The 16,728-nt window shown below is 35.7% G+C and carries 17 protein-coding genes and 2 tRNA genes; 11 read left to right on the top strand and 8 right to left on the bottom strand.

What is annotated here, in order from left to right; genetic code table 11:
• The first annotated feature begins 4 nt into the window (after window positions 1-4).
• The 6 genes from AC4PRO_RS02435 to AC4PRO_RS02410 all read left to right on the top strand — a co-directional run bounded on the left by AC4PRO_RS02435 (window position 5) and on the right by AC4PRO_RS02410 (window position 3,059).
• Complete coding sequence (locus tag AC4PRO_RS02435) at window positions 5-289, top strand: GNAT family N-acetyltransferase (RefSeq protein ID WP_492116162.1); 285 nt, start codon at window positions 5-7, stop codon at window positions 287-289.
• A gap of 35 nt (window positions 290-324) precedes the next feature.
• Window positions 325-732 carry an OsmC family protein gene (locus AC4PRO_RS02430; RefSeq protein WP_492116161.1) on the top strand — a complete coding sequence of 136 codons (408 nt, stop codon included), beginning with the start codon at window positions 325-327 and terminating at the stop codon, window positions 730-732.
• A 2-nt stretch (window positions 733-734) separates the two neighbouring features.
• Window positions 735-959: a (4Fe-4S)-binding protein gene (locus tag AC4PRO_RS02425; RefSeq protein WP_492116160.1), complete on the top strand. Its 225-nt coding sequence runs from the start codon at window positions 735-737 to the stop codon at window positions 957-959.
• Window positions 960-961: 2 nt separating this feature from the next.
• Window positions 962-1,489 (top strand): NADPH-dependent FMN reductase, encoded by a 528-nt coding sequence (locus AC4PRO_RS02420; RefSeq protein ID WP_074721638.1) that lies wholly within the window; start codon window positions 962-964, stop codon window positions 1,487-1,489.
• A 300-nt stretch (window positions 1,490-1,789) separates the two neighbouring features.
• Entirely contained in the window at window positions 1,790-2,665 is an 876-nt protein-coding gene (fabD, locus tag AC4PRO_RS02415) for an ACP S-malonyltransferase (RefSeq protein ID WP_492116159.1), read from the top strand.
• A gap of 139 nt (window positions 2,666-2,804) precedes the next feature.
• On the top strand, window positions 2,805-3,059 hold the full coding sequence (locus AC4PRO_RS02410) for a hypothetical protein (RefSeq protein ID WP_074721642.1): 255 nt from the start codon (window positions 2,805-2,807) through the stop codon (window positions 3,057-3,059).
• A gap of 42 nt (window positions 3,060-3,101) precedes the next feature.
• Here AC4PRO_RS02410 and AC4PRO_RS02405 read toward each other — a convergent pair whose 3' ends face one another.
• From AC4PRO_RS02405 to AC4PRO_RS02395, 3 genes are all read right to left on the bottom strand, one after another.
• Complete coding sequence (locus AC4PRO_RS02405; RefSeq protein ID WP_492116158.1) at window positions 3,102-4,301, bottom strand: glycerophosphodiester phosphodiesterase; 1,200 nt, start codon at window positions 4,299-4,301, stop codon at window positions 3,102-3,104.
• The gene (galE, locus tag AC4PRO_RS02400; RefSeq protein ID WP_492116157.1) at window positions 4,301-5,320 is read right to left on the bottom strand and encodes a UDP-glucose 4-epimerase GalE; all 1,020 of its coding nucleotides are present in this window, start codon (window positions 5,318-5,320) and stop codon (window positions 4,301-4,303) included. Before galE ends, AC4PRO_RS02405 begins: the two co-directional genes overlap by 1 nt.
• Window positions 5,321-5,460: 140 nt before the next feature.
• Window positions 5,461-6,591: a DegT/DnrJ/EryC1/StrS family aminotransferase gene (locus tag AC4PRO_RS02395; protein ID WP_492116156.1), complete on the bottom strand. Its 1,131-nt coding sequence runs from the start codon at window positions 6,589-6,591 to the stop codon at window positions 5,461-5,463.
• Between the two features lie 221 nt (window positions 6,592-6,812).
• Here AC4PRO_RS02395 and AC4PRO_RS02390 point away from each other — a divergent pair, with 221 nt between their 5' ends.
• Window positions 6,813-8,045 carry a 3-deoxy-D-manno-octulosonic acid transferase gene (locus AC4PRO_RS02390; RefSeq protein ID WP_492116155.1) on the top strand — a complete coding sequence of 411 codons (1,233 nt, stop codon included), beginning with the start codon at window positions 6,813-6,815 and terminating at the stop codon, window positions 8,043-8,045.
• Window positions 8,046-8,518: 473 nt separating this feature from the next.
• On the top strand, window positions 8,519-8,710 hold the full coding sequence (locus AC4PRO_RS02385) for a hypothetical protein (protein ID WP_074721652.1): 192 nt from the start codon (window positions 8,519-8,521) through the stop codon (window positions 8,708-8,710).
• A 137-nt stretch (window positions 8,711-8,847) separates the two neighbouring features.
• Here AC4PRO_RS02385 and AC4PRO_RS02380 read toward each other — a convergent pair whose 3' ends face one another.
• From AC4PRO_RS02380 to mutS, 4 genes are all read right to left on the bottom strand, one after another.
• The gene (locus AC4PRO_RS02380) at window positions 8,848-9,195 is read right to left on the bottom strand and encodes a DUF1508 domain-containing protein (protein WP_074721654.1); all 348 of its coding nucleotides are present in this window, start codon (window positions 9,193-9,195) and stop codon (window positions 8,848-8,850) included.
• A 181-nt stretch (window positions 9,196-9,376) separates the two neighbouring features.
• A tRNA-Leu gene (locus AC4PRO_RS02375) sits at window positions 9,377-9,462 on the bottom strand.
• A gap of 14 nt (window positions 9,463-9,476) precedes the next feature.
• Window positions 9,477-9,549, bottom strand: a tRNA-Gly gene (locus AC4PRO_RS02370).
• Window positions 9,550-9,699: 150 nt separating this feature from the next.
• Window positions 9,700-12,336: a DNA mismatch repair protein MutS gene (mutS, locus tag AC4PRO_RS02365; protein WP_492116154.1), complete on the bottom strand. Its 2,637-nt coding sequence runs from the start codon at window positions 12,334-12,336 to the stop codon at window positions 9,700-9,702.
• A 161-nt stretch (window positions 12,337-12,497) separates the two neighbouring features.
• On the opposite strand from mutS, the gene AC4PRO_RS02360 reads away from it, so the two are divergent.
• A complete protein-coding gene (locus AC4PRO_RS02360) occupies window positions 12,498-12,941 on the top strand; it encodes a DUF1573 domain-containing protein (protein ID WP_074721658.1) in 444 nt (147 codons plus the stop codon).
• Window positions 12,942-13,017: 76 nt separating this feature from the next.
• On the top strand, window positions 13,018-13,548 hold the full coding sequence (locus AC4PRO_RS02355; RefSeq protein ID WP_492116153.1) for an RNA methyltransferase: 531 nt from the start codon (window positions 13,018-13,020) through the stop codon (window positions 13,546-13,548).
• A 127-nt stretch (window positions 13,549-13,675) separates the two neighbouring features.
• Here AC4PRO_RS02355 and folK read toward each other — a convergent pair whose 3' ends face one another.
• A complete protein-coding gene (gene folK / locus AC4PRO_RS02350; RefSeq protein WP_492116152.1) occupies window positions 13,676-14,812 on the bottom strand; it encodes a 2-amino-4-hydroxy-6-hydroxymethyldihydropteridine diphosphokinase in 1,137 nt (378 codons plus the stop codon).
• 138 nt (window positions 14,813-14,950) lie between these two features.
• On the opposite strand from folK, the gene sppA reads away from it, so the two are divergent.
• Entirely contained in the window at window positions 14,951-16,711 is a 1,761-nt protein-coding gene (gene sppA, locus AC4PRO_RS02345) for a signal peptide peptidase SppA (RefSeq protein ID WP_492116151.1), read from the top strand.
• Window positions 16,712-16,728 lie beyond the last annotated feature (17 nt).

Here is a 16,728-nt window from a genome sequence, read left to right as displayed (position 1 = left end):
AATTATGGCTGAAACAATAGAATTAGAACACAATAATCAAAAGGGGACGTTTTATTTTAAAGTAGATAATAAAACCGAAGCAAAAATGACATTTGTCTTTGCGGGTGCAACTCAAATTATCATTAACCACACTGAAGTAAATCCGGGGAACAACGGCAAAGGTTTTGGAAAGAAAATGATTCTGAAAGCAGTTGAATTTGCCCGAGAAAATGGAATTACAATTCTGCCCTTATGTCCATTTGCGAAGAGCTTTTTTGACAAAACCCCTGAATACAAAGACGTTTTGTAATCTAGCCCGAAAGGCCCAATTTTAAAAATTAAAGTATGGAAAATGTATTACAAAAAGATATTACGGGACACATAGGCACTCAAAAGTATTTGTGTACTATCACTTGGAGAAACGGCCAACTTATTATGGATGAACCAGAGAGTATTGAAGGAAAAGACCTTGGCCCAGATCCTTTTTCTACACTCCTAGCCTCTTTGGCCGCGTGTACGCTCTCTACTTTGAGAATGTATATTGATCGAAAAGGATGGGATATTCCTGAAATAAACATTTCTTTGAATTTTTACCAAGAAAGCGATCCTGAACTCACTACAACAATTTCGAGATCAATTAGTTTTCCAGCAGAAATTGAAGACGACATAAAGAAGCGATTATTAATTATTGCCGAAAAATGTCCGGTGTCAAAACTATTAAAAAATAATATTGTAATTAACACAATGCTATAATTATGGACGCTAAAGACATTAAAAAGAAATATACCAATGGTGAAGTTACCGTGGTATGGCAATCTGCCAAATGCATTCATTCAGGAAACTGTGTTCGCAACAATCCTGAAGTGTTCCAACCCAAAGAAAAGCCTTGGATAAAAATTGATGCTTCTTCGACGGAAAAAATTATAGATACCGTAAATAAATGCCCTTCGGGTGCATTAACCTATTTTAAAAATAAATAAAAATGAAAAAAATTATCGCTTTTGGTGCTTCATCCAGTACAGACTCTATCAATAAACAATTAGCAACTTATGCTGCCGGACAATTTGAAAATGCGTCAGTAGAAGTTTTAGACTTGAATGATTATGAAATGCCAATTTTCTCAACAGACAAAGAAACAGCAACTGGAATTCCAACATTAGCCACTGATTTTTATGCTAAATTAGGAACTGCAGACTTACTTGTGATCTCTTTTGCTGAACATAACGGTGCCTATTCTACTGCTTTTAAAAATATTTTTGACTGGATTTCGAGAATTCACGCTAAAACATTTCAAGAAAAACAAACACTAATATTAGCCACATCACCTGGGCCAAGAGGAGGAAGTTCTGTTTTAGAAATTGCAAAAAATCGTTTTCCTTTTCAAGGTGCTGTAGTCAAAGGAAGCTTCTCGTTACCGAGCTTCAATGAAAATTTTGATGCAAAGAATGGAATCACTAATGTCGATTTAAACAATCAGTTATTAGAAATCATCAATTCCATCGAATTGTAATTGACAACTACATACCTAGGATTTATTCCAATTTTATAGACAAAAGTGTTGTTATAAGCACAACGCTTTTTTTATTTATTGAAAACCCTACTGTTTCTCTCTAGCCCTGATGGAAGTGAAAATCCTTTTTATCCTGTCTCGTTTTAAAACGAGACAGGATAAAAAGATTGTAGCGCACAGCAGGACGACTGTTGATTAGAAGAACAAAAGTTGCTGCTCCTAAAAAAAATAGTATTTTTGCAGACGGTTTTATTTCAATCATCAGATAAACTTGAAACCTTAAACTTTAAACAACTTTTTATGAAAGCATATGTATTTCCAGGTCAAGGCGCGCAATTCACAGGAATGGGTAAAGACTTATACGAAAGCTCTGCATTAGCAAAGGACTTATTTGAAAAAGCAAACGAAATATTAGGTTTCCGCATCACAGACATCATGTTTGAAGGTACTGCCGAAGAATTGAAAGAAACCAAAGTAACGCAACCAGCGGTATTTTTACATTCGGTGATTTTAGCTAAAACTTTAGGTGATGATTTCAAACCAGAAATGGTAGCGGGACATTCATTAGGAGAATTTTCGGCATTAGTTGCTAATGGCGCTTTATCGTTTGAAGACGGATTGAAATTAGTTTCGCAACGTGCTCTTGCAATGCAAAAAGCGTGCGAAATAACACCTTCCACAATGGCGGCCGTTTTAGGACTTGCTGACACTATTGTAGAAGAAGTATGTGCTTCTATAGACGGTGTTGTAGTAGCTGCAAACTACAACTGCCCTGGACAATTAGTAATTTCAGGAGAAACTACAGCTGTTGAAGCGGCTTGTGTTGCTATGAAAGAAGCAGGTGCAAAACGCGCTTTGTTATTACCGGTAGGTGGTGCATTTCACTCACCAATGATGGAACCAGCAAGAGAAGAACTAGCAGCAGCGATTGAAGCGACTACGTTCTCGACTCCTATTTGCCCAGTATATCAAAATGTAACGGCAACTGCAGTATCCTCTCCAGAAGAGATTAAGAAAAACCTAATTATCCAATTGACAGCTCCTGTAAAATGGACACAATCTGTACAGCAAATGATTGCTGATGGTGCGACTTTGTTTACTGAAGTTGGCCCAGGAAAAGTATTAGCTGGATTGATTGGAAAAATTGACAGAGAAGCAGTCACTGCAAATGCATAATTAGTATTCAGTCGCAGTTTTTAGTATTCAGTTTCAAAGATAAAAATAATCCTCACAACGAAAATTTGTGGGGATTTTTCATTTATCTTTATACAAGGAATGAATACACTCCAATCAATAATTTATAAAATACACAAACATGAAAAAAACACTTTTAGGATTAGCAGTTGTTGCAACTTTAACATTAGTTTCTTGTAAGCAGGAAACTAAAGATCAAGTGGGTGAAGCTACTGATGCAATAGGAACAGAAATGGGTGACGCAGTAGACACAGCAGCCGTTAAAGTTGATGCAGCAGTGGACTCAACCAAAGTAAAAATGGGTGAATCTCTAAAAAAAGGCGCTGAAAAAATGAGTGCTGCAGGCGAAAAAATGAAAGAAGCTGCAGAAAATTAATATTCTTAGAATAGACTGTCAATTGGCAGTCTATTTTTTTAGCTAAAAGTTTCTATTTCTTGCTTTTACCGCTGTATCAGTAAAGTCAGAGAAAACTCCATCGATTCCTAATTTATAAAAAGCTTGGTATTCTAAAATTGGGTCATTATTGTAATCGCTGAGCAAACGGTGGCTTTCGTTTCTAAAAGTATAGGTATGTACTTGCAATCCTCTTTTATGCGCTTCTGATATTAAGTTTGTAGGTGACAAAGCTGTTTTATCTGCTTCATCTACTTTTCCATCCTTATTGACATCGTCTGCCTTCCCATCCTTATCTGCATCCATTCCTTTGTACGGAATAATAAAGGGTTTCCATGGAGAAATTCCAGTTGCATACGTTTTAGCAAAATCTAATCCGGCTGCTGTTCTAAAAAAACCAAAGTCTCGTTTATTGCCTTTTAAATACCAATCATAAGGCATTCCGTCAGAAATAAATTCGCCTTCAGGAACGGTGAAAATCAAATCCCCGTTTAGCGCCACATCATAACAACTCAATAACTGGATGGTTTTTACGGTAGATTTAGACCGAATGTATTGCAAGTTTGTAACCTCAAAAGATTGTACAAAAACAGGTGCCTCTTGATTATTCCAGCCAGCAGCTGTTAATTCTTCTAATAATTTATCGGTAATGTGTAAATTTTGCGCTTCATGAAAAGAAGGATGCTTTGTTTCGGGGTAAATCCCGATGGTGCGTCCTAGTTCTTTTGATTTTTGTTTTGCCAAAGCAATCACTTCTCCAAAAGTCACTATTGCATATTGATTGTTGTATTGTTGCGGCCTTTCGGCGAAAGCCTGTTTTGCTCGCAACTGCTTTATTTCTACTAACGTAAAATCAGACACAAACCAATCTGTAACTGCTTTACCATCTAGATTTTTGGTTGTTTTTTTTGCCGCAAATTCAGGAATCTCAGAAACATTAGTCGTACCAGACAACATAGGCTCATGCCGCACTACTAGAAAACCATCATTTGTCATCACCAAATCAGGTTCAATGAAATCAGCACCCATTTTTATGGCGTTAGCGTAACTTTCAATCGTATGCTCAGGCAAATAGCCTGGCGTACCGCGGTGTCCAATAATTAGGGGTTGCTCACCACTTAAAGTACGCTGTTTTTGAGTTGTAGCTATTTTTCTATTCACATCATAACTTTTGCACGACACTATTAAAATCAGACTCAAAAACAGCACACTTTTCTTTATCATTATTTTGCTTTTCTAACTTTTTGCTCCCATTTCCAGGCACTCGCTATAGCTTCTTCAAGTGTAGATTGCGCTTTCCAACCTAAAACCGTATTGGCTTTATGTGTATTAGCATAAGCCGAAGTAACATCTCCTTCTCTGCGCGCTACAATTTTATAAGGTAATTTTTGTTCGCTTACTTTTTCAAAAGCTTTAATCACTTCCAATACTGAACTTCCTGTTCCTGTACCTAAGTTGAACGTTTCCACTTTAGCAACATTCTTTTTATTTAACAATCTTTGCAAAGCGATGACATGGGCTTTCGCCAAATCAACTACGTGAATATAATCCCGTACTGCTGTTCCGTCAGGCGTACGATAATCATCTCCGTAAACTGAAAGTTCTTTTCGCAATCCAAAACCAGTTTGCGTAATAAACGGAACCAAGTTTTGAGGTACGCCAATAGGCAATTCACCAATTTCGGCTGAAGGATGCGCTCCTATCGGGTTGAAATAACGCAATAAAATAGCGTTTATATTAGATACTTTAGCAACGTCAGTAATGATTTCCTCTCCTATTTGCTTGGTATTTCCATAAGGGGACATCGCAATTTGAATCGATGCATCTTCAGTAATCGGCATTGTTTCGGCTTGACCATAAACAGTGCAGGAAGAACTAAAAATAAAGTTCGCTTCTGTCATTTTCTGCAACTCTTTCAGCACATAGACCAAGGCATTGATATTGTTTTCATAATACAACAACGGATTCTCGACACTTTCACCTACCGCTTTAGAAGCTGCAAAATGGATTACGCCTGAAATATCGTGGTGTCTTTTGAAAAAATCCTGTACTTTATACTTATCCCGTAAATCCAGTTTCTCAAATGCAGGAATTCTTCCCGTAATAGCAGCGATACCGTCTAATACTTCTAATGACGTATTAGAAAGATCGTCTACAATTATCACTTCAAAGCCTTCGTTTTGCAATTCGACAACCGTGTGAGATCCTATAAAACCTAAACCTCCTGTTACTAGTATTTTCATTTTCATTTTTTATTAATCGGACTCGTTTTTATAGCCCTGATTGAAACGGCATCCTTTTTATCCTGAACTTGTTTCCAGATTCTGAAACAAGTTCAGGATAAAAAGATATAGTGGAAAGCAGGAAATAGCTCCTGAAAAAATTATTTAAAAAACTCTAAAACGCTATCCGTTATAAATTTTATTTGTTCATCATCCAATTCTGTATGCATAGGAAGCGAAATCACTTCTTTTACCAACTGATTTGTTACTGGAAAATCCTCTTCTTTGTATCTGGTATCCAAATATGCTTTTTGTGAGTGCAACGGAATTGGGTAATAAATCGCACATGGAATATCTTTACTCAACAGGTGTTTCATCAAACCATCTCTGTCTGCATCTAAAATACGCAAGGTATATTGATGAAAGACATGGCAGTCGCAGATGTCACAAATAGTTGGCGCTACGATATTTTTATGTCCTTCAAATGCACCGGAATATTTGCGTGCTGCATCCTGTCTGGCTTTACCATATTGATCCAACAAAGGTAATTTAGCGTTCAAAACTGCTGCTTGAATACTATCCAAACGAGAGTTTACTCCTACCACATCATGATGGTAGCGCTCATACATTCCGTGATTTACAATTCCGCGAAGTTTGTGAGCTAATGCATCATCATTAGTAAAAATGGCTCCACCATCTCCATAACATCCTAAATTTTTAGAAGGAAAAAAGGAAGTTGACCCCAAATGACCAATAGTCCCGGCTTTCTTTTTGGTTCCATCAGAAAATTTACAATTGGCTCCAATGGCCTGCGCATTATCTTCGATTACATATAAATTATACTCTTTGGCAATTGCCATAATCGCCTCCATATTAGCCGCACGACCAAATAAGTGAACAGGTACTATTGCTTTTGTTTTTGGTGTAATTGCTTTTTTAATTGCATCGATAGAAATATTCAAATTGTACAGATCCACATCGACTAAAACAGGCGTCAGTTGCAATAAAGCAATCACTTCTACCGTCGCGGCAAAAGTAAAATCGGCCGTAATTACTTCGTCGCCTGGTTTTAAATCCAATCCCATCATCGCAATTTGCAAGGCATCCGTTCCGTTTGCACAAGGAATCACATGCTTAACATCAAGATACTCTTCTAAAGATTTTTGGAATTGGTGAACCTGTGGCCCGTTGATATACGTATTGGTATCTAGAACTTCTTGAATTGAAACATTAACCGTTTCTTTTATTTTTTCGTATTGACTTTTTAGGTCAACCATTTGGATTTTTTTCATTTATATTTAATTTAAACCAATTAACCTACTTGTTCAAAAAAGATACAAAACACGCAAAAGGGGCAGATTGCTGTTTTACGATTCAGTTGTAGCGCTTTTAAAAATCGAAGTAATTCTTTTAGACTTTATTAAAACTCTTACTTGCAAAAATATGAATTTAAGCACTAAGATTTAAATGATAAACAAAAGAAACTGTATTTTAGCGAAATAAAAATTCCGGTATGCATTTTCTTTATAACATAGTAATTCAAATTACTGGTTCATTACTCAACTTCATTGCGCTGTTCAATTCAAAAATCAAGCTTTTTGTCGATGGGCGAAAAATTGTTTTCACCACTTTAGAACAAAAAATAAAGTCTTCAGATAAAACGATTTGGTTTCATGCTGCCTCATTAGGGGAATACGAGCAAGGTCTACCTGTAATAGAGAAAATCAAAGAAGAATATCCGCTGCACAAAATAGTAATCACTTTTTTCTCACCGTCTGGATATGAAGTCCGCAAAAACAACACCATTGCAGACGCGACAGTGTATTTACCGTTAGACACCAAAAAAAATGCACAACGATTCCTTGATCTCGTTCACCCAGACATGGTCTTTTTTATCAAGTATGAATTCTGGTTGAACTATTTAAATGAACTGCACAAAAAAAATACGCCAACTTATTTAATATCAGGGATTTTTAGAGAAAAGCAAATGTTCTTTAAATGGTACGGAGGCTTTTACAGAAAAGCATTAGATACTTTCAGCTACTTTTTTGTTCAAAATGAAGGCTCCAAAAAATTACTACAGCAGTTAGGAAAAACGAATGTGGCCGTTTCTGGTGACACCCGCTTTGACCGCGTTGCTGCTATTTTAGAGAAAGACAATGATTTAGATTATATTTCCCAATTCAAAAACAACACCCTAACCATTGTTGTAGGGAGTTCTTGGCCGAAAGACGAAGCCCTATTGTTGGACTTTATTAATACCTATACATTAAATGCGAAATTTATTATCGCTCCTCATAACATCAAGGTCGACCAAATTGAACAGTTAAAAAGCAGCATCACAAAAAAAACAGTCTTGTTCTCAGAAAAACAGCATAAAAATCTGGTTGATTATGATGTCTTTATCATTGACACCGTTGGCATCCTTACCAAAATATATAGTTATGCCGATATCGCGTATGTAGGCGGCGGATTCGGGAATCCTGGCGTCCACAACTTACTGGAACCGGCTACTTTTGGAGTTCCAATCGTAATTGGTCCAAATTATTCTCATTTTGCAGAAGCAACTGCTTTGGTCAATATGGGAGGATGCATCTCTGTTTCCGAAAAAACAGAATTAATTGCCGCTTTTAAAGATTTAATTGTAGATGCCAACTTCCGCAGCGAAAAAGGTCATATCTGCAGCACTTTTGTTCAGATGAATAAAGGGGCAACAAATATCATCATGAAAAATATTGCTCAATAGCTTTCAAATGCCCCCTATTCTTAATTAAATAAACGATTATTAGGAGCTTAATTTTCTTACAATTCGAGACGAGTAGTTACTCTTTTTGTGAGAGCAATAATTTTAACCATTCAACATTGAAAAATTACCATTTCTAAAATGAAAACAATCTATTAAAAAAGACACACCGGACTAATACCACTTTGTTCACTAGTAATATAATTTACTAACAATCAAATAATTAAAAAAACAAATACTTTTCAATCCTAAGAAAAAGCCTTTTATTAAATGAAAAAACAAATCGCTAAAAAAATAATATCATAATTGAAAATAACTTAACATATGGTCCTTATCACTCAGTACTACGACTGTGAAAATGACCCCTCCAAAAAAAAAGTGAAAAAAAAGTAAAAAAAAAACGAAAATATATTTTACGTATCAAATATTTTATATCTTTGCGACGAATTAATAATTAACCTTTATATTAAATTAAGATGAAAAAAGTATTTTTAAGTTTAGCTGTTGTTGCTGTTTTAACTGTTGTATCTTGTAAAAAATCTGACGCTGCTGCTGAAGAAACTGTTGCTGTTGACACTACTGCTGTAGCTGTTGATTCTGTAGCTGTTGATACTACTGCATTAGCTGTTGATTCTGCTGCTGTTGTTACAGAAACTCCTGCTGAGTAATTTTAAATTACATCAAAAAAATCAAAGCCATCCGCGTAAGCGAGATGGCTTTTTTCATTTTTGATAATTTCTAAAAAAAGGTCTTTGAATTAATTAATTCAAAGACCTTTTTTTATCACGCTATTAAAACATCATAGTCAATCTTCAAAAAGAAAATTATTATTCGAAAAATCTAATATCTCTGCTTTTGAGCCATATTTAGTGATTTCAAGAATCCCTTTTTGAACCATCAACTCCGTACTATATTTTCTACTTGTCGCTACCACCTCATTTTCGACCACTACCCTAAAGAAAAACTTCCCCTTAGTAGTTTTAAACTTTACGTAAGAACACGTCTCTAAAACCGATCGTATATGCTCTACCGCTGCTTCACAATCCATACGTAGCTCATATGCATTACTCGTGAAAATTGTCTTTCCCTTTCTGGAAGTAAATTCAAACTTATAATCACCACTAAATCTTTTACTAATTACAAAAGTCGCCATAAATAATTATTAAAATAACAAACACCATCAGAGTTAAAGACTAGCTAGACTTCCCTTTGCAAAAAAACTAATCACAGAAAAATCAATTTCTCTAAAATACAATCTTAAATTAACGCCACCCTAAAGAAAGTTCAGTTTTAGACAAAAAAAAAGCTCCAAACATAGTTTGAAGCTTTCTTAGTACTCAGAGCGGGACTTGAACCCGCACGAACATTGCTGTTCACTGGATTTTAAGTCCAGCGTGTCTACCAATTTCACCATCCGAGCATTATATGGTGTCGAGCGAAAAACGGGGCTCGAACCCGCGACCTCGACCTTGGCAAGGTCGCGCTCTACCAACTGAGCTATTTTCGCATTTTCAATCCTTAAAAAGAACCGCGATACTTGTTCTGTATTGCGAGTGCAAATTTAAGACATTTATTGAATTACACAAGCCTTTTTTACAAAAAAATTCAATAAAAAAGCTAACCTTTTGATAACCTAAACTTTAAAAACAGAAAAAAATTACTTTCGAGTCAACATTCTCTTTATTTCATTAAGCTTCATCAGTGCTTCTACGGGAGTTATTGTATTTATATCTAAATTTAGTATTTCTTCTTTGATTTCTTCCAGTAACGGATCGTCTAAATTAAAGAAACTCATCTGCATTCGCTCCGCCTGTTCGCCTTTCAGGCTCGAGCCGTCTTTTTCAGATTTGATTCCGTTTAACATATCGCTAGAATGATTCTTCTCTAATTTTTTCAAGAGCTTTTGCGCTTTCAAAATCACGATTTGTGGCATCCCGGCCATTTTTGCTACATGAATTCCGAAGCTGTGAGCACTTCCTCCTTTTACCAGTTTTCTAATAAAAAGAACATTGTCCTTTAACTCCTTTACCGCTACATTATAATTCTGGATCCTAGGTAATGATTCACTCATCTCATTTAATTCATGGTAATGCGTTGCAAATAGGGTTTTAGGTTTTGATGGATGCTCATGCAAGAACTCCGCAATTGCCCAAGCAATGGATATTCCATCGTAGGTACTAGTCCCTCTTCCTATTTCGTCTAACAATACCAAACTCCTATCTGAAATATTATTCAAGATAGAAGCTGTTTCATTCATTTCGACCATAAAGGTAGACTCTCCCATCGAAATATTATCACTGGCTCCTACTCTAGTAAAAATTTTATCAACTACTCCCATTCTAACACTCTCCGCAGGAACAAAGCTCCCCATTTGAGCCAAGAGTACAATTAAAGCCGTTTGTCGTAAAATAGCTGACTTCCCAGACATATTGGGTCCAGTAATCATAATCAGTTGCTGTGTTTCTCTGTCTAAAAAAACATCATTGGCAATATAAGGCATTCCTACTGCTAGTTGTTTTTCAATAACCGGATGCCTTCCGTTCTGTATTTCCAGTTCGAACGTTTCATCTAGTTCAGGGCAGACGTATCTATTCTCGATTGCCAGCTGGGTAAAAGAACACAAACAATCCAACTGCGCCACTAAATTAGCATTTAGCTGAACCGGTTTAATATAAGTTGCAATCCAAGCAACTAATTGCTCAAACAACTCTGCTTCTATTTTTTGTATTTTCTCCTCAGCACCTAGAATCTTAGTCTCATATTCCTTTAACTCCTCGGTAATATAGCGCTCCGCATTCACTAAGGTTTGTTTTCGGATCCAGTCCGCAGGAACTTTATCTTTATGCAAGTTTCTAACTTCAATATAGTACCCAAAAACATTATTAAAGGAAATTTTTAAAGAAGAAATCCCTGTCAATTGAGACTCTCGCTTTTCGATCCCGTCCAAGAATTCTTTCCCAGACGTTGAAATAGCACGCAAATCATCTAATTCAGCATTAACACCCTTTGCAATGGCATTCCCTTTAACAATAGCAACTGGCGCATCTTGATTTAAGGTAGTTTTGATTTTTTCCCTTAATAGATCGCAGCTATGCAAACTATCACCAATAATCTTCACTGCCTCTTGCGGACTTTCTAACGCCAATGTTTTTATGGGAATAATAGCGTCTAATGACTCTTTCAAATAAACCACTTCGCGTGGCGACACTTTTCCGGCTGCTATTTTGGAAATAAGCCGCTCTAAGTCAGAAATTTGCTTAATTTGATATTGCATTTTTTGCAACACTTCTTGATTTTCTTGTAAATAAGAAACAACCTGATGGCGGCTTCGTATTTTGTTGCTGTCTTTTAAAGGCAATGCAAGCCAGCGTTTCAGTAAACGACCACCCATTGGCGAAAGCGTTTTATCGATCACATCCAGCAGCGTAACTGCATTTGGATTATAACTGTGGTACAATTCAAGATTCCGAATCGTAAATCGATCCATCCATACATAAGCGTCTTCAGCTATTCGTTGAATCGCTGTGATATGTTGGACTCTATTGTGTTGTGTTTCGGACAGATAATATAAAATAGCTCCTGATGCTATAATTCCTTCTTTCAAATCAGCAATACCAAATCCCTTTAAAGAGACTGTTTGAAAATGCTTAGTTAGGATTTCGAGTGCGTAATCTTCTTTATAAATCCAGTCTTCTAAATAGAAGCAATGATAGTCGTGTCCGAAGTTTTCTTTGAAATCATTTTTATTGTTCTTCTGAATCAAAACCTCGCTAGGGCTAAAGTTTTGCAATAACTTGTCTATGTATTCCGCATTTCCCTGAGCAGTAAGAAACTCACCAGTTGAAACGTCTAAAAAAGAAATCCCGATTGATTTATTAGCAAAAAAAACGGAAGCTAAAAAATTATTTGTCTTTGATTGTAAAACCTCATCATTCATAGAAACTCCCGGCGTCACAAGCTCAGTCACTCCTCTTTTTACAATTGTTTTAGTCATTTTAGGATCTTCGAGCTGGTCACAAATTGCAACACGAAGTCCTGCTTTTACTAATTTTGGCAGATAAGTATTTATCGAATGATGTGGAAAACCAGCTAAGGCGGTCTCAGTAGCCGAACCTGCACCGCGTTTTGTAAGCGTTATCCCCAATATTTTTGAAGCCCTCACGGCATCATCTCCAAATGTCTCGTAAAAATCACCCACTCTGAACAACAAACAAGCATCAGGATACTTCCTTTTGATTTCATTATACTGCTTCATTAATGGTGTTTCCTTAACCTCTTTATCTTTAGATGCCAACTTATATTGTGTTTAATTAATGTAAAATGTGACAGCGAATTTAAATATTTTATAGCGAATAAACATCACTTCAAAAATTAAAACCTTTTTTAAGGAAAATTTAAGTAATTGGCACGATTTTTTCTTTAAGTTTGTTCTACTAATCATAAAAAACGAATAAGATGAAGAAAATATTTTTACTTGCGATGCTAACTGTTCTTGGAGCAGCTACTTCTAATGCACAAGAAACAACAAAAAAAATGAAAGCAACGGCTGCTAAAGTTGCTAAAGTAAACGGAGCTGGAATAGTTTTTGCTTCCGAAACAATTGATTACGGGACAATTGCACACAATGCAGACGGAAAACGAGAATTTGTTTTTACTAACAATGGTACCAAACCATTAATTATTACAAATACTCAAGGTTCATGCGGTTGTACTGTTCCTACTTCTCCAAAAGAGCCAATTGCTCCGGGAGCAAAAGGAATTATTGGTGTCAAATATGCAACTGACAGAATTGGAGCGTTCACTAAAACAGTGACAGTAACTTCAAATGCGGAAGGACAACCAACTAAGATCCTTACTATAAAAGGTACTGTTTTAGGTGATGATGCTCCAAAAAGCTAAATTTTAATTACAGTATTATAAAAAAAAGCTTCCCTAATTTCGGAAGCTTTTTTTTATTTGAATAAACCCCGAAGAAATGAGAAAGTTAGAAAACAGCGAATTAGAAAGAAAATCTGTTGAAGATTTCAAAAACTCAGAAAAGACCTCGATTATTATCGTCTTAGATGATGTTCGTAGTTTACACAACATTGGTTCCGTATTTAGAACTGCCGACGCCTTTTTAATTGAAAAAATATATTTGTGCGGCATTACTGCAACACCTCCAAATAAAGAAATCCATAAAACAGCACTTGGAGCGACCGAAACGGTAACGTGGGAGCATAATGAAAATGTTCTTGAAGTAATTAAAAAATTAAAAAAAGAAGCTGTTACTACACTCGCCATCGAGCAAGTAGAAAGTGCCATCTTTCTCCAGGATTTCAAAGTCGATAAAAATAAAAAATATGCTTTGGTTTTTGGGAACGAAGTTCATGGCGTTTCTCAGGAAGCAGTTGCATTATGTGACGGTTGCATCGAAATCCCGCAGTTAGGAACTAAGCATTCTTTAAACATCTCTGTGAGTGCAGGAATTGTAATTTGGGATTTGTTTGTCAAAATTAGAAAATAGGATAATAGCAATTACAGATACAATACAGATTGCTCAATTTTAATACTATATCAGTATTACAGCAGGAAGATTCTTAATTGATATAATTAGCTGAATCTCTTTTTTAATTGACTAATTGAACCATTTTCTAATTGTTAATTTTCTTTCTAATCTCCTCTAAAACAAACAGATAATCTTCTTGATTTTTTACGAAATCTTTATCAGAAACATCAATAATTAAAACGTTCAAATCTGTTTGTGATTTAATATAATCCAAGTAGCCGCTGTTGATTTTGTCCAAATAATCCGCTGGAATTTTTTGTTCATAGTTTCTGCCCCTTTTCTTTATATTCTGTAAAAGACGTTCTGAATTTTGGTACAAATAAATATACAAGTCCGGCTTAGGCATTTCTCTATACACAATATCAAACAGATTGCGGTATAACCTGTATTCATCTTCTGCTAAAGTTATTTTAGCAAAAATTAAGGATTTAAAAATATGATAATCTGCCACCAAAAAATCTTTAAATAAATCAAATTGTGCCAAATCATCTGATAATTGCTGATACCTATCAGCCAGAAAAGACATTTCAAGCGGAAAAGCATATCGATTTTGATCTTTATAGAATTTTGGTAAAAACGGATTGTCCGCAAAGCGCTCTAATACGGTTTTAGCATTAAAATCTTCCGCAATTTTGATTGCTAAAGTTGTTTTCCCTGCTCCAATATTTCCTTCTAAAGCAACATAATTGAATTGTTCCAATGCAATACTTTGCAATGGACTTTCTAACGTTGCTATCGCTTCGCACTCACTATGATCTGAAGAAACCTCTAATAACTCAGAAATATTTTTTTTTAAAACAGGATGCTTCCAATCCAAATTTAAATCTTGGATCGGCAACAGCACGAATTTTCTGTCTTGCATCAATGGATGCGGAACTTGCAGCTTTTCGGAATCAATTATTTCTACATCAAAAGCAATCAGGTCAATATCTATAATTCGAGATTGGTATCCTTTTTTGTCACTGCGAATACGCCCTAATTCCTTTTCAACCTTCAAGGCTTGAGTAAGAATCTTGTGTGGCCCACTACAGGTGTGTAAAACTAACGCACAATTATAGAAGGCGTCACTATCAAAACCCCAAGAGGGAGTTTCAAATATCCGAGAAACTTTAATTACCGTACCAATTTTTTGATGGATTAATTCTATACAATGCTTCACGTTTTCAAGCCGATTCCCTTGATTACTGCCTATCGATAAAATAACCTGATGTTGTGATTTCATATTAAGCACAAATTAACTAAAAGAATTTTAGAATTAGCGATATATTTGTACAAAGTGTCAGCAACTAAATTCAGTTTTTTCAAATGTAAATCTGTAACGATTCCACACTTTTCACTACTAATAAATAAAAATATAATTATGAAGTTTTTAGGAAATGTATTGGCGACCATCATTGGTCTATTTATTTTTTTCATGCTGTTCTTTTTTGGAGTACTAATTATCGGGGCAATCTTTGGAGGCGATAGCGAAGCAATAACAGTCAAAAATAATTCTGTAATCGAATTAAATCTCGAAGACATAAAATACGACTATGCTGGAAAATACGAAGACCCATGGATCACTATTTTTACAGATAAAAAAAGCGTCGGACTCACTGATGTTATCAAAGCGATAGAAGAAGCTAAAACGGACAATAATATCAAAGGGATATCCATCTTGAATAACGAATCTACGCTAGGGATGGCGCAAAGTAAAGCCTTGAGAGATGAATTAGAAAGTTTTAAGAAGTCAGGGAAGTTTGTAATGGCCTACGCCAATTCCTACACCCAGAAAGAATACTACCTGAATTCAGTTGCCAATCCTATCTATATAAATCCTGTAGGAGATATGGATTTCAAAGGATTATCTGCTGAACTCATGTTTTTTAAGGACTTTCAGGAAAAAACTGGAGTAAAAATGGAAGTAATACGCCACGGAAAATACAAAAGTGCGGTAGAACCTTTTCTTGAAAATGAAATGAGTGACGCCAATAGAGAGCAGGTCACTGCACTATTAAATTCAGTTTGGAATTCAGTGACAGCAGATATTTCGAAAAGTAGAAATATCTCCATTGCTAAACTAAATGAAATTGCAAACGGTCTGCTTGCCCGAACTCCAGAAATGGCAAAAGAGCAAAAACTAGTTGACATTATAGCCTATGAAGATGTCTATCATGATGCCATCAGAAAAGCGTTAAAAGTAGAAAAAGACGAAGACTACAACAAAGTCAGCATCTTTGATTACACTAAAAAGATGACAACTACCAGCGTAAGTACAGATTCTAAAAATCAAATTGCCGTTATCTATGCACAAGGAGAAATTCAAAGTGGCGAAGGAGATGTTAACACTATTGGGGAAGGATCAATGAGACGTTCTTTACAAGAAGCAAGAAAAAACAAAGATGTAAAAGCGATTGTACTTCGTATTGATAGTCCGGGTGGAAGCGCACTTACATCCGATTTAATTTGGAGAGAAATAGAATTAACTAAAAAAGTAAAACCTATCGTTGTTTCTATGGGTAATTATGCCGCTTCTGGAGGGTATTACATTGCTTGTAATGCTAATACTATTTTTGCCCAAAACAACACCATAACTGGCTCGATAGGCGTTTTTGGAATACTACCTAATTTTAGTCAACTAACAACTAAACTTGGTATCCACACAGAGCAAGTAAATACACATGAGAATTCTGCTCGATATAGCCCATTTGTACCACTAGACGAAAAATTTAAGGCAGTGACTCTGGAAGGCGTAGAACATATTTACAAAACGTTCGTAACCCATGTCGCCGAAGGACGAAAAATGACTTTCGCACAAGTAGACTCCATTGCTCAAGGAAGAGTTTGGGCAGGTTCAGAAGCCATAAAGATTGGTCTTATTGATAAAATTGGAGGTCTGGACGATGCAATAAAGGAAGCAGCCGCTTTAGCAAAAGTAAAAACCTACAAAACACAAAACTATCCTGAATATAAAAAAGATTTAAATGATCTTTTGGCCAACTTCCCTTTTGCACAGTCTAAAGAAGCTTTTATAAAAGAGGAAATAGGAGAAGAAAACTACAAATTATTGCAAGAAATAAAAAAAATAAAATCTCAAAAAGGAGTCCAAATGGCGATGCCGTTTGAAATAAATATACAATAGATAAGGACACTTTAAAA

The sequence above is a fragment of the Flavobacterium sp. DW-iso2 genome, assembly GCF_058725285.1.
Note: the sequence above shows the minus strand (reverse complement) of the source record. Positions and strands in the feature narration are given on the sequence as shown.

Coding starts and splice junctions, on each gene's coding strand:
- AC4PRO_RS02360 (WP_074721658.1), top strand. CDS start 12,498: ATGAAGAAAATATTTTTACTTGCGATGCTAACTGTTCTTGGAGCAGCT.
- AC4PRO_RS02410 (WP_074721642.1), top strand. CDS start 2,805: ATGAAAAAAACACTTTTAGGATTAGCAGTTGTTGCAACTTTAACATTA.
- AC4PRO_RS02355 (WP_492116153.1), top strand. CDS start 13,018: ATGAGAAAGTTAGAAAACAGCGAATTAGAAAGAAAATCTGTTGAAGAT.
- galE (WP_492116157.1), bottom strand. CDS start 5,320: ATGAAAATACTAGTAACAGGAGGTTTAGGTTTTATAGGATCTCACACG.
- AC4PRO_RS02385 (WP_074721652.1), top strand. CDS start 8,519: ATGAAAAAAGTATTTTTAAGTTTAGCTGTTGTTGCTGTTTTAACTGTT.
- AC4PRO_RS02420 (WP_074721638.1), top strand. CDS start 962: ATGAAAAAAATTATCGCTTTTGGTGCTTCATCCAGTACAGACTCTATC.
- folK (WP_492116152.1), bottom strand. CDS start 14,812: ATGAAATCACAACATCAGGTTATTTTATCGATAGGCAGTAATCAAGGG.
- AC4PRO_RS02430 (WP_492116161.1), top strand. CDS start 325: ATGGAAAATGTATTACAAAAAGATATTACGGGACACATAGGCACTCAA.
- AC4PRO_RS02435 (WP_492116162.1), top strand. CDS start 5: ATGGCTGAAACAATAGAATTAGAACACAATAATCAAAAGGGGACGTTT.
- AC4PRO_RS02395 (WP_492116156.1), bottom strand. CDS start 6,591: ATGAAAAAAATCCAAATGGTTGACCTAAAAAGTCAATACGAAAAAATA.
- fabD (WP_492116159.1), top strand. CDS start 1,790: ATGAAAGCATATGTATTTCCAGGTCAAGGCGCGCAATTCACAGGAATG.
- sppA (WP_492116151.1), top strand. CDS start 14,951: ATGAAGTTTTTAGGAAATGTATTGGCGACCATCATTGGTCTATTTATT.
- AC4PRO_RS02425 (WP_492116160.1), top strand. CDS start 735: ATGGACGCTAAAGACATTAAAAAGAAATATACCAATGGTGAAGTTACC.
- AC4PRO_RS02405 (WP_492116158.1), bottom strand. CDS start 4,301: ATGATAAAGAAAAGTGTGCTGTTTTTGAGTCTGATTTTAATAGTGTCG.
- AC4PRO_RS02380 (WP_074721654.1), bottom strand. CDS start 9,195: ATGGCGACTTTTGTAATTAGTAAAAGATTTAGTGGTGATTATAAGTTT.
- AC4PRO_RS02390 (WP_492116155.1), top strand. CDS start 6,813: ATGCATTTTCTTTATAACATAGTAATTCAAATTACTGGTTCATTACTC.